The sequence below is a fragment of the Moraxella macacae 0408225 genome, assembly GCF_000320365.1.
Classification (GTDB): domain Bacteria; phylum Pseudomonadota; class Gammaproteobacteria; order Pseudomonadales; family Moraxellaceae; genus Faucicola; species Faucicola macacae.
The window spans coordinates 671,969-684,192 of the sequence record NZ_ANIN01000002.1; the positions used below are offsets into that span (position 1 = coordinate 671,969).

Below are 12,224 nucleotides of genomic sequence, written 5' to 3' on the forward strand. Positions count from 1 at the left end.
TTAATTATCCTTAGCACAGGCTGAGTTATTATTTTTTTGGCTATGATTTTGACGGTTTAACAGACTGTCTAAACGGCGCTGTTCTGCATAAGACAAAGGCTTTATTGGTTGTGTGTGATTGGCAACACGTTTTTGGATATTGCGTTGTTTCACAAACCACACAAACAAGGCTATCACCAACAACAGTGGCGGAAAAAACCACAAAATCCACGTAGACGGCCGCATTGGCGGTTTATAACTGATAAAATCACCATAACGCTCAAACATATAATCACGAATTTCTTTATCTGTACGCCCATCTATCACCATTTCATAGGTTTTTTGTTTTAAATCTTGGGCAATGGGGGCATCAGAACCTGCCAAATTTTGGTTTTGGCATTTTGGACAACGAAGTTCTTCGATCAAGGCTCGATATTGAGCTTCTTGACGCGGACTGTCAAAATGATACACATCGATGGCAGCGGTCGCGGTTTGTAAAGTAACAATTTGTAATAAAGCAACAATTTGTAATAAAGCAACAACCTTCAATAAAGCAATAAACAGCCAAACCAAGGCGCTTTTTTTTAAGGTTGTTTTTTTTAAGGTTGTAAATGTTGGTTTTGTGTTTATCATTGACACGATCCTTTTAGCGTTGTTTCATCAGCATTGTTGCGCAGTGCCGTAATACAAGGCAATACTTGCTGATTAAAACGTTGTTCGTTAATTTCACCAATAATATGTTGGCGTACCACGCCTGTACTGTCCACCACAAAACTTTCAGGAGCTCCTGTCAAACCAAGCTCAATGCCATAACTGCCACTGTCTTGAACATTTAACACAAAAGGATCTTTATGTTCGTGCAAATAATTTAGTGCATTGGCGGTTTCATCTTTATAATTTATCCCCACAATCGGTATGCCTTGATCGGCCATTTGCAATAAAAATGGGTGCTCAATCCGACAAGTGATACACCACGATCCCCAAACATTGAGAATGTAGGGCGTTTTTGGTAGATCTTGTACGCTTAGCAATTTGTCAGGTTGTTGTAGCATTGGCAAACTAAAGTTTGGTAATGACTTATTTAACATGGTACTGGTTACCACGGTTGTATCTTTGCCAAGTCGCGTATAAAACAGTACAATCACCACCAAAAACACCACCAGTGGCAAAATAAACCAAATTTGTTGTTTTTTTATTGCCATTTTTTGCCCCTTTTTTTAGTTGGTTTTATGCGTCAAGTTGGTTGGTATCAAGTTTGGTTGTCAACATTGGTTTTGTCAATATTAGTGTCGTCAATATTGGTTTTGCTTTTAATTTTACGATAACGTTTGTCAAACATTGTCATTAACGCTCCAAATACCATCACACCAGAACCCCACCACACCCAACGCACCGCAGGTTTTACATAAATACGCACCGCCCATTTTTTTGTGGTAAATTCAGTGTCATTGCCCTCAACAATCGGCTCGCCCAATGCCATATACACATCGGTAAATAAGTTGTAATAAATCGACGCTTCGGTCATTGGCATTTGGCTGATAATGTAATGACGTTTTTCAGGGTATAATGTGGTAATTGCTTTGCCCTTTTTGCTGACATGAACCACCGCTTGCGTCGAGTCAAAATTTGAGCCGCGCCGTGCTTTAAAATCCACTAAAGTAAAATCATAACCTTGCACTTGTACAGTTTGCCCCTCGCTCATTGCAAGATCTTTTTCAATGCTGATTGTTGTGGTAATGCCAATCCCCATTGCCACCAATAAAATACCCACATGCGCAACGTGCATGCCCCAATAACTGATACTTAAGCGTCTTAGTCCTTGGCTTAATGTTTTGGCATTCCGGGTTTTGTCTTTAATATCAATGCCTATCCACACCAATACCCACAGCACCAACGAGGCAGTAATAGCAACATTCCATGCCACATAATCAGCAATTAAATAACTAATCCCCGAGCCCAATCCGCCACATAGCAACAACAAAATAGCACTTAAGCCCAAAAACGCACGGTTGTCTTTTTTCCAACGACTGATAGGGCCTAATGCCAAAAACAACAACAACAGCCACGTTAACGGCACAAATAACGCATTAAAATACGGCGGCCCTACCGACACTTGCCCCAGTTTAAACGCATCAGCAATCATCGGATATAACGTGCCAATAACCACCATAACGGTTGCCACCAAAATGATAATATTGTTAATCACAAGCAGCGTTTCACGTGATTTTAATTGATAATGACTTTCCACTGTCAATCGCCAACCACACCAAGCAAACATCGCCAAACCGCCACCGATCACCACACCCAAAATCACCAAAATAAACAAACCGCGCGTCGGATCAGCAGCAAACGAATGCACCGAAGTAATCACCCCTGATCTTACCAAAAACGTACCAAGCAAACTTAGTCCAAAGGTAAAAATAGCAAGCATAATCATCCATGCTTTAAACACACCGCGTTTTTCGGTTACCGCCAAGGAATGAAGTAAGGCTGCACCGCCAAGCCACGGCATAAGCGATGCATTTTCCACAGGATCCCAAAACCACCAACCACCCCAACCAAGCTCGTTATACGCCCACCATGAACCCGTTGCAATGCCAATCGTCAAACACAACCACGACATAACCGCCCACGGCCGACTCCACCGCGTCCATACCGCATCAAGCCTGCCTGCCCATAAAGCCGCCATTGCAAACGCAAACGGCACAACCGAACCAACATAACCCATATACAACATCGGCGGATGAAAAATCAACCCCGGATCTTGCAGCAGCGGATTTAAATCTTGACCATCTACAGGAATGGTTGGCAAACTGCGATCAAACGGCGACGACACAAAAATCACCATTGCCACCATCATCAATTGAACCGCTGCAATAATCACCAAAACCCTGGCACGCATCGCAAGTGGCAAACTTTTGCTAAACACCGCAACCGCCATGCCCCATGTTGCCAAAATCGTTACCCAAAGCAACAACGATCCTTCATGGCCGCCCCACGTTGCTGACAAACGATAATACCAAGGCAACAATGAATTGGACTGATTTGCCACATAAGTCAAAGTAAAATCATTGGCATAAAAACCATACATCAACACCAAAAATGACAACAGCATCGCCACAAATTGTGCAATTGCCAAACTACCCGCCAGTTTTTGCCATGCAGGCTGCTTTTGAAATACCCCAACCGTTGGAAAAATCACTTGCAACATTGCAATCACTAAGGCTGACACCAAAGCAACATAGCCCAATTCTGTGATTAACATTTATTTTTGCTCCCCAAATGCCCTCGCTTTTTGCTGGGCTTAACTGTAGCTTTTATATGGATTGTATAGATGATATGGATCGCATTGATCGTATTGATTGTACTAAACATTTTGTCTTAAGTATTTTGTCTTAAGTATTTTGTATTAAGCATTGAAATTGCATTGTTTTACATTGCCAAATCAAAAAACCAAAATGAATTTGCATTAAAATACCGCCATTAAATGCAACCAACCTGCCAAAAACCCCGTCGCACCGCCCAGTACGATCAAGGTCATCTCATCTTCACGAAACGCAGGCCTTAGTAAATTTTGAAATTCATTGGGCGTTAATGCCAAAATCCGCTGTTTAAACATACCAAAAATTTTATTGGCGCGGCTTTCATTCAGTTCAGGATTGCTCATCGGTATCATGGTCGCTTCAATAGACTTATCCACAATGGTGTGTTTTAATTGTCCAAATTCTTTACGCCCAAGCCCATATTTTAGCGTGGTTTGGATAACCTGCGATTCTAAGATTGGATTGATATGCTCTTTAATTAAACTGCGTGTTTGAGCCGAACGACTGCCATACATCATCTCTTGCATGATATTTTTTAAGGTTACCAAATCGTTGACAACAATATTAGCAAACACATCTGACACTTCTTCTTGGCGTTTCATAAAACCGCCTTGCCAATTAAACACGCCCATGTGTGGTTTTTGTAAATGGATAAAGGGCATCTTTTTGCTTAGGCTAAAAAATTTTGGATAACGAACATAATGCGGTTCAACTGGATTAAACACCATCCAAATTGCAATCCAATTGGTCAAAAATCCCCAAATAGAGGCAAAAAACGGCACAGTCCAATGATAAGGCACGAACCAAAATACCACCATTTGCACAATACCAAACAAAAATCCAATTAACGCACTGATATGCCAAATAAAATCAATCTCTTTTTGCCCAACCTTTAAAAACATTCGCACCATTAATGCCCGATCAGACTCCATTTTATTGACAATCATCTCACGCATATCCACCAAATTTTCTACATTATAAGCAAGTTCGATCACCAGTTGCTTCATCACATCGGGCAATTGCTCATGTCCATAGGCATAAATTCTGCGTTTTAGGGCATAAGGCAAACTCCCCCATAAACTTGCTGAACGCTCATTCATAATCTCATCAATAAGATTTTCTAAATTGTCATTCATTGCGCCACTGATATATTCTGACACTTCTTCAGGGTGCATGGCTTGAAAAAATTCATCTAATGAACCAAGTTTTGACAAAGCCTGATCAACTATCACCCCTGATATTTTGCCTGCCTTACGCGGAATGATGCCTTGCCAACCAATACCGCCGCCTGGAAAATTTTTAATCGGAATGCCTAAAAATCCAATCGGATAAAACAGCATTTTTAACGCCATCCACACATGCCCCCACGTTACCACTGCCGTTACAAACGGAATGGTTAACATAGCAAAAAATTGGGGGTGATTGACAATGGTTTGCCAAAGATGTGTGTGCATACAAAGCCTATGAATTAGCCAACAAAATACGATTAATAAAACCAAATCCGATACGCAAAATTTTACCAATCGCTAAAAAAGTACTATCCTATCAAATTTACGCCAAAATTGAAATTTTTTTATCAAAAAAATATGTTAAAATAAATCAATCTATGTCAATATTTTGGCATATTCTTATGATTAATTGATTGTTTTAAGTTCCCATTGTTTAAAATTATTTAAAATTTATGAAAGTAACCATTGCCAATAACAACCAAAAAGACCATGTGGTGTTTAAACGCCGTGTTATTTTTGCTGGATTTTTTGTGTTTTTTGGCTTGCTTGCTTTGGTTGCTCGTTACGCTTATTTGCAAATTTATACCCACGAAAAATACGCCACACAATCGGATAATAACCGTATTAAACTCATTTCTGCACCGCCCAGTCGCGGTTATATCTATGATCGCAATGGCTACTTGTTGGCAGACAATCGCCCTGTTTTTACCGCGGTGGTAAGCCCTGATGGCATTGAAGATCCAAAAAAAACCTTAGAATTGCTCACGCCAATTTTTCAGCTTACCCCAGAAGAAGTTGACGAGGGTTTAAAAGCACTACACAAAAGCAAAAATGAACCTGTTACCATTAAAATCGGTTTAACCGAACAACAAGTCGCCCAATTTAGCGAAAGAAAACCGTTTTTAAAAGGCGTTAGCATTCAAAGCAAATTGACACGCAGTTATCCGCACGCAGAATTGTTCGCCCATGTAATCGGCTATGTGGGACGCATTAACGATAAAGAAAGTGAAAATTTGGATAAAAAACGTTACGCAGGCACGGATTTGATTGGCAAACTTGGCATTGAAAAACAATACGAAACGCTGTTGCTTGGCAAACCCGGCTATCAATCCATTGAAACCAACGCTTACGGTGATGTTATTCGCAAACTTGATACCAAACCGCCCATTGCTGGCAATGATTTGTATTTAAGTTTGGATTATGGTTTACAAAAAGTTGCCCACGATGTGTTGGCTGGCAAACGAGCCGCCTTAGTCGCAATAGATCCAAACACAGGCGAGGTATTAGCCTTTGTCAGCAACCCAAGTTTTGATCCCAATCCATTTATTTCTGGCATTAGCAGTAAGGCCTACAAAGCACTTCAAGACGATCCCAATATGCCACTGTACAACCGTGCTTTACAAGGACAATACCCTCCTGCCTCTACCATTAAACCATTTGCAGGGCTTGGATTAATTGATGCAGGCATCATGACATGGGAAAGCAGCATTTTTGACCCCGGTTATTTTAGCATTCCAGGTGATAAGCACAAATTCCGCGACTGGAAAAAGTCAGGGCATGGCACGGTAAATTTGCACAAATCCATCACACAATCCGTGGACACTTATTATTATAAAACCTCATACCAAATGGGCATTGATCGTTTGCACGATTGGATGACGCGTTTTAATTTTGGCAAAAAAACAGGCATTGATCTACCGCACGAAAAAACCGGAGTTTATCCATCTACCGCATGGAAAATGAAAACTTACAAAAAAGCGTGGCGACCAGGTGAGACAATTTCAGCAAGTATTGGACAAGGTTACTTTTTGGCAACGCCACTACAAGTTGCCAATGCCACTGCTATGCTTGCTGCCACAGGACAACACATAACACCGCATATTTTGCAAAAATCCACAGGCGCAATTGATGTACAAATTGCCAATAAACCTGACGGTAAAATTGCATTTAATGGCACAGAAAAAGACTGGAAACGCATGCAAAATGCAATGGAGGACACGGTAAAAAATGGCACAGCAAAAAAAGTCTATACCTCACAATACCGCCTGGCAGGCAAAACAGGCACCGCCCAGGTAAAATCCATTGCTCAAGGCAAACGTTATAACGAATCAACCTTAAATGAACGCCACCGCGATCACGGCTGGTTTATTGCTTTTGCCCCTGTAGAAAACCCACAAATTGCCGTAGCTTTGATTGTAGAAAATGGACGCGGCGGCAGTATTGTTGCCCCTCTTGCCAAACAAGTGATTGATTATTGGATTTTACAACGCGACACAAATCCAATATTGCCACCGACCGCTACAGGATCAGAAAAAGCACCCAACAAAGCAACAAAAAGTTAAAACCCAAATGAAAAAAACAAGCAAGCAACAAATAAGCAACAAGCAACAACTTAGCCACGTTCGTATCATCGCAGGTGAATATCGACGGCGCAATGTTGGTTTTATCGATGCAAATGGACTGCGTCCAACGCCCGATCGCGTGCGCGAAACTGTGTTTAATTGGTTGGCGGACAGCCTTGTCAATGCACGCGTACTGGACTGCTGTGCAGGCAGTGGCGTGCTTGGTTTTGAAAGTTTATCGCGTGGTGCTTCATTGGTGCATATGATTGAACCCAATCGCAATCAGTTTTTAGAGTTGCACAACAGCCGTCAAATGTTACAAATTCACCCCAGCAAACTCAACATTCACCAAGGTTATGCCGAAAACGTATTGCCAACCCTTGAAAAAACAGCGTTTGATATGGTTTTTATCGATCCGCCTTATGGGTTAAATCTTTGGCAAACCATGTTACATCTGTTGATAGACAACCAATTAATTAACAACAATACCTTAATTTATATTGAAGCCAATCAAGCACATCATGAAATTTTAGGCAATGACTACGCACGCCTTTTTGAAATTAAATATAAAAAAATGGGGCAAATTTTTGTAGGGATTTATCAGCTTGACTTAAAGTCTAGTTTGACTTAAAGTCTTAGCTTAACCACTGCGGACTTTTAAACAAACTAAATCCTACCACAAACAAAAATGCAAACACACACATAATCACCAACACCCACATCAAACTGTGCATGGTAATCGTCGGTTTATAACGGATTTCGTCTGTTATGTTTAGGTTGTCTATCTTGTCGTGCGGTGGTATGTTTAGTTGATTCATCAATGATTTACCTTAGCTTATCGCCTAAAAAGTGCAAATAATGGGTAAAAAATACAAAAACTCATTTATTTTTACAGTATAACGGTTAAATGTTACATAATTATAACAATAATAAAATTATTTTAAATGCCATTTGTCAGACAGATTAAGCGTTAATCTAATTTTACTTATTAAAACCAACTAAAAATTCAATTTATCACCATTTATCGTAGAATTTATCATCAATTTGGCTATTTTTTGGTTGTAATTTATCGCCAATCCCCTTAGAATAGCTATTTTTTAGCCAAGATTTTGCAATTATGCCAACCAAAACCCCAAAAAAAATCAGAACCCCACGCACCCAACAAAAACGCCAAACGCGTCAGGCCTTTTTTCAGGCAGTGTTAGATTTGTCTTTTGCAGGTCATGCGTTTTCTTCGCTGTCATTACGCCACATTTCTCGTCAAGTGGGCGTTGTACCGACGGCTTTTTATCGTCATTTTAGCGACATGCACGAACTTGGAGCAAGCCTTGTCAATGAAGAGCTTGGATCGGCATTATTGAGATTGCGAGAACATTTGCAACTGGGAAAAACACGCACGCATGATAACCAAATTAGCAGCAGTGTGAAATTGTTTTTTGAAAGTGTGGATCAATCGCCCTTGTATTGGCATTTTATCGTCTCTGAACGTTACGGAGGCAACAAAGCAGTACAGCAGGCATTGGAGCAACAAATTCGGATTTTTGTCAAAAGTTTAAGTGATGATTTGGGTATGCAGCCTGCGTTTAAAAATTTATCACAAGATATCCGCTTGTTAATTGCTGATATGGGGGTAAATTTGTTTTTTTCGTGGGTGTATAATTGGCTAAAATTTGATAAAGATCAAACCGAAGAAAAAACCGCCTACCTACAACGTGCCACCGAACAAGCAAAGGTGTTGTTTTATGGTGTAAGTAACTGGAAAGGCAAGTAACAAGCAGTGCACCATAAATTTAATTGTCATAAGATTAATTGTAATGGTTTTGTTAAAAGTGATAAAAAAGTGATAAAAAACTTGAAATTTGGTTCAAAAATTTTATATAATGGCTATCTACTTGGGGATGTTCTGGCTTCGACGCTGGTAATGAAACTCAATGATGCATGTCAAGAGCGTATGTCTCTTGTAAATAAACGTACATTTTAAATAGTCGCAAACGACGAAACTTACGCACTAGCAGCCTAAGGGTTGCTTGGGACGGTACAGATTGCCTTTGGTTTGGTTGCTCTCCCAGATGCGAACGCACAAAGGATAGTTTTGGCTTTTGTCTTGCAAGCCAAAGCGAATTTTTAGAGACTCGCCGTTGGCATCCTGACTGTCGGTTCGCCAAAGGTTAAAGCCATAGACAGACTCTAAGCATGTAGAGTCATGGGCGTAGTGCTGGCGGACGCGGGTTCAACTCCCGCCATCTCCACCATCTATCAACCATCACAAAGTATCACCACCTAACCCAACCTACCCAAACCCCTTGTAAACACAGTGTTTATAAGGGGTTTTTAGTGGTTAAAACTGTCATGGGTTGTCATAAAGCACCCTTTACAAACGCATTCTATCAAGCTAAAATACCACACATATCACACACCGAAACACACACAATTAAAACACACAGTTAAAAATGCCACTTACCGATCACCAAATAAAATCACTCAAGCCAACCGAAAAACGCTACAGCAAATCAGACGGCGACGGCTTATTTATTGATGTATCGCTTTAATTTCACCATCTGTTGCTTTTTCAGCCAAAATTGCAAAATATCTTTCAATTTTAGTTTTTTTATTCAACCATTGTCTAATCGCACTTTGGCTTACTCCCAAGGCTTTACTGGTTATATTTTGATTGCCAAAAAATTGGATTAATTTTGCAATTTCATGATTTTTTTCTTTCATAAAACACCTTTTATTAAAATATTGGTTATTATATAAGTTATCTTATTAATTATCAATCATAATTTTTGATTAAATATAATTAATCTGTTTTGATTTTATATAAGGTCGCTTATATAATAAAAATAATTTTAGCAACACAAAGGTTATTTATTACTATGGAATTAAAAACCCGCCTAAAAATCGCAAGAAAAAAAGCAGGATTTACTCAAGCCCAAGTTGCCGATGAAATTGAGGGATTAACCCAATCAGCCTATTCACAGCTTGAAAGTGGAAAAGTAAAAAGCAGTGGCAAAATCGTAGAGTTGGCGGATTTTTTTGGCGTTAATTCAACGTGGCTTGCAACAGGGACAGGCGAGATGCAATTAACCAAGGAAGTCGCTAAACCAAAGCCATCAAGCAATCATCAACGCATACCGATTATTGCGATAAACCAAGCCTCATCGTTTAAAAAAACCAATCATTACGATGACTATATCGACATGCCAATCAATGACAGCGACAATTATAGCGATGACACCTACGCACTGCGTATCGACGGCGTTACCATGATACGCGACTTTTATCCAGGTGATATTGCCTTTATTAACCCAAATAAAGAGCCGCTTAACGGTGATTTTGTAGTGGCGGTTGTTACCACCAAAAAAGACACAGAAACCATATTCAAAAAATACAAAATTCATTATGACAACGCAACTGGTGCAGAATGGTTTGAGCTTATCTCAAGCGATTTGACATTTTACCCAATAGACAGCCGTAGAGAACCGTTTAAGGTAATCGGCGTGGCGATTGGCAAATTTGTAACGTTTAAGCGTGGACGCAATTAATTTTATTCATGAAATTTTACCCATGAAATTAAAAGGGGTATTTATGAGTTATTTGGCTAAGAATCTTGATTATTTATTGCACAAAACCGATTGAGCACGAACCAATTACAAAAGGCAAATCATGCAAAATAATCTAACAGGTATCGGAACAATCAGACGAGAAAACACCAAAAAACTATTACAGAGCATGGATTGTCAAGGGGCGAATTTTCAGAAAAATCAGGCATTTCATATGCCTTGTTATCCGATGGACAGGTCATTGCCATAGACACCTCGGCCAGACGGATTTTTGACGGTGAGATTTATGCTTTTCGCAAAAATGATGAAATAAAAGTTAAGTATTTATTCAAAACCAACGACGGTTTTAAAGCCATATCAAGAAACGATGACAAACTAAGATACCCCCACCAACAACAGCTTTTAACCGCCTTTTGGCGGTTTTTTGTTGTTAAAAAATTCTTATTAATACAAATCATTAAAATATAAGAAAAAAATAAAATATTTAATAAAAATATGATAAAAACAATAAATATTGCTTGACTTATTTTATAAGTATTCTTATAATACCCCAATCACCAACCAAAAGGAGCAATTTATGAAAATTGGCGAACTCAAACAACGCATGCATTTAAAACACAAAACCACAGGCAAGATTTTTCAAGTCTCAAAACGCCATTTTGGCATTTATCTCATTGACATCAAAACACGCGAGCCAAAATACATACTAGCCCGCCCAAGTGATGACAAAGAGCGTGAAATTGTAGAGTTTGAATACGCCGAACGCCTGCCAGTTCCGTTTGCCTAGGCGTTGTTTATTGATTTTAGACGATTTTATGCCACAAACCAACCAAACAATGCAACAGATACTTGCAAAACCCTAAAAATTCTCAAAACACAGACTTACGAGTGCTCAATTGACAGCCTTGCCTACTGGGATAACAAAACCAATGCCACCATTGTGATAGAGCTTGACGTCGATCATGAAACCTACGACGATTATTTTACAGACCGCCAGTGAAAAACGGTGAATTTGACAAGATTAGATTGTTAACCCAATTTAACCTAACCGAACAGCAACGCCAAATTGCACAAGGAATTTAACAATGCAAATGCAACACACAGAACAGTGGCATATCGATCGCCTTGGTAAAATCACCGCAAGCCGTATCAAAGACCTTAACGCAAAGCCTGTCAAAGGCAAAGTGTTAAACCGTTATTTATTAGAACTATTAAACGAGCGTTTAACAGGGCTAAAAACTCAAACTCTCATTACCCAAGACATGCAATGGGGCATAGACCACGAAAAAAACGCCATAACCGCCTACGAAAACCGCCACTTTTGTACAGTCATTCCAAGCGGTTTTATCAATCACCCAACCATAAAAAACAGCGGTGCAAGCCCTGACGGTTTAGTCGGTGATGACGGCCAAATCGAGATCAAATGCCCGAGCATGCCAACGCATTTAAACACGCTGCTACTGGGTGAAATTCCAAGCGATCACCTACCCCAAATCACATGGCAACTGGCGGTAACACGCCGTAAGTGGTGCGATTTTATCAGTTACGATCCGCGTCAAATTGCCCCGCTACAGATTTTTGTCAAACGCGTTTTTGCCAAAGACTTGCCAATTGCCAACATGGAGCAAGATGTTATTGCTTGCAACGACAGGCTTGATAATCTGATTGGCAATCTGTTGACAGGCTGATAAGTTTTGCTTGACAAATGAAAAAGATAAGCTATGATGATTATGCCTAGCTGTTTTTAGTAAAATGCGTTTTTAGTAAAATAAGATTGCCAAAAACCAA

General features: G+C 39.7%; 13 protein-coding genes, 1 other RNA gene and 1 pseudogene. 9 read left to right on the forward strand and 6 right to left on the reverse strand.

All coding sequences use genetic code 11. The features are described 5' to 3' along the window. From MOMA_RS08525 to MOMA_RS08540, 4 genes are all read right to left on the reverse strand, one after another. On the reverse strand, nucleotides 1-612 hold the full coding sequence (locus MOMA_RS08525) for a cytochrome c-type biogenesis protein (protein WP_009502130.1): 612 nt from the start codon (nucleotides 610-612) through the stop codon (nucleotides 1-3). Further along, nucleotides 609-1,181 (reverse strand): DsbE family thiol:disulfide interchange protein, encoded by a 573-nt coding sequence (locus MOMA_RS08530; RefSeq protein WP_009502131.1) that lies wholly within the window; start codon nucleotides 1,179-1,181, stop codon nucleotides 609-611. Before MOMA_RS08530 ends, MOMA_RS08525 begins: the two co-directional genes overlap by 4 nt. Nucleotides 1,182-1,228: 47 nt before the next feature. Further along, the gene (locus MOMA_RS08535; RefSeq protein ID WP_009502132.1) at nucleotides 1,229-3,244 is read right to left on the reverse strand and encodes a heme lyase CcmF/NrfE family subunit; all 2,016 of its coding nucleotides are present in this window, start codon (nucleotides 3,242-3,244) and stop codon (nucleotides 1,229-1,231) included. A 204-nt stretch (nucleotides 3,245-3,448) separates the two neighbouring features. Continuing rightward, entirely contained in the window at nucleotides 3,449-4,756 is a 1,308-nt protein-coding gene (locus tag MOMA_RS08540) for a hypothetical protein (protein ID WP_009502133.1), read from the reverse strand. A 227-nt stretch (nucleotides 4,757-4,983) separates the two neighbouring features. Between MOMA_RS08540 and mrdA the strand changes: the two genes are divergently transcribed. Then, entirely contained in the window at nucleotides 4,984-6,873 is a 1,890-nt protein-coding gene (gene mrdA, locus MOMA_RS08550; RefSeq protein ID WP_009502134.1) for a penicillin-binding protein 2, read from the forward strand. A gap of 7 nt (nucleotides 6,874-6,880) precedes the next feature. Then, nucleotides 6,881-7,504 carry a 16S rRNA (guanine(966)-N(2))-methyltransferase RsmD gene (gene rsmD / locus MOMA_RS08555; protein ID WP_009502135.1) on the forward strand — a complete coding sequence of 208 codons (624 nt, stop codon included), beginning with the start codon at nucleotides 6,881-6,883 and terminating at the stop codon, nucleotides 7,502-7,504. A gap of 4 nt (nucleotides 7,505-7,508) precedes the next feature. Here rsmD and MOMA_RS08560 read toward each other — a convergent pair whose 3' ends face one another. Then, complete coding sequence (locus MOMA_RS08560) at nucleotides 7,509-7,691, reverse strand: hypothetical protein (RefSeq protein ID WP_009502136.1); 183 nt, start codon at nucleotides 7,689-7,691, stop codon at nucleotides 7,509-7,511. A 299-nt stretch (nucleotides 7,692-7,990) separates the two neighbouring features. Between MOMA_RS08560 and MOMA_RS08565 the strand changes: the two genes are divergently transcribed. Together MOMA_RS08565 and ssrA are read left to right on the forward strand one after the other, a co-directional pair. Further along, a complete protein-coding gene (locus tag MOMA_RS08565) occupies nucleotides 7,991-8,644 on the forward strand; it encodes a TetR family transcriptional regulator (protein WP_009502137.1) in 654 nt (217 codons plus the stop codon). A 123-nt stretch (nucleotides 8,645-8,767) separates the two neighbouring features. Next, nucleotides 8,768-9,125: a transfer-messenger RNA gene (ssrA, locus tag MOMA_RS09750) on the forward strand. A 277-nt stretch (nucleotides 9,126-9,402) separates the two neighbouring features. On the opposite strand, the gene MOMA_RS08575 is transcribed toward ssrA, so the two are convergent. Then, complete coding sequence (locus MOMA_RS08575) at nucleotides 9,403-9,594, reverse strand: Cro/CI family transcriptional regulator (protein ID WP_009502138.1); 192 nt, start codon at nucleotides 9,592-9,594, stop codon at nucleotides 9,403-9,405. A gap of 155 nt (nucleotides 9,595-9,749) precedes the next feature. On the opposite strand from MOMA_RS08575, the gene MOMA_RS09615 reads away from it, so the two are divergent. The 5 genes and pseudogenes from MOMA_RS09615 to MOMA_RS08600 all read left to right on the forward strand — a co-directional run bounded on the left by MOMA_RS09615 (nucleotide 9,750) and on the right by MOMA_RS08600 (nucleotide 12,124). Beyond that, nucleotides 9,750-10,418, forward strand: coding sequence for a helix-turn-helix domain-containing protein (locus tag MOMA_RS09615; RefSeq protein ID WP_009502139.1), 669 nt, complete (start codon nucleotides 9,750-9,752; stop codon nucleotides 10,416-10,418). Nucleotides 10,419-10,658: 240 nt separating this feature from the next. Further along, nucleotides 10,659-10,829, forward strand: a pseudogene (locus MOMA_RS09990) (S24 family peptidase); the annotation flags it as partial. A gap of 184 nt (nucleotides 10,830-11,013) precedes the next feature. Further along, nucleotides 11,014-11,223 (forward strand): hypothetical protein, encoded by a 210-nt coding sequence (locus MOMA_RS08590; protein WP_009502141.1) that lies wholly within the window; start codon nucleotides 11,014-11,016, stop codon nucleotides 11,221-11,223. 3 nt (nucleotides 11,224-11,226) lie between these two features. Further along, on the forward strand, nucleotides 11,227-11,436 hold the full coding sequence (locus MOMA_RS08595) for a hypothetical protein (RefSeq protein WP_009502142.1): 210 nt from the start codon (nucleotides 11,227-11,229) through the stop codon (nucleotides 11,434-11,436). 85 nt (nucleotides 11,437-11,521) lie between these two features. Continuing rightward, nucleotides 11,522-12,124, forward strand: coding sequence for a lambda exonuclease family protein (locus tag MOMA_RS08600; RefSeq protein ID WP_009502143.1), 603 nt, complete (start codon nucleotides 11,522-11,524; stop codon nucleotides 12,122-12,124). Nucleotides 12,125-12,224 lie beyond the last annotated feature (100 nt).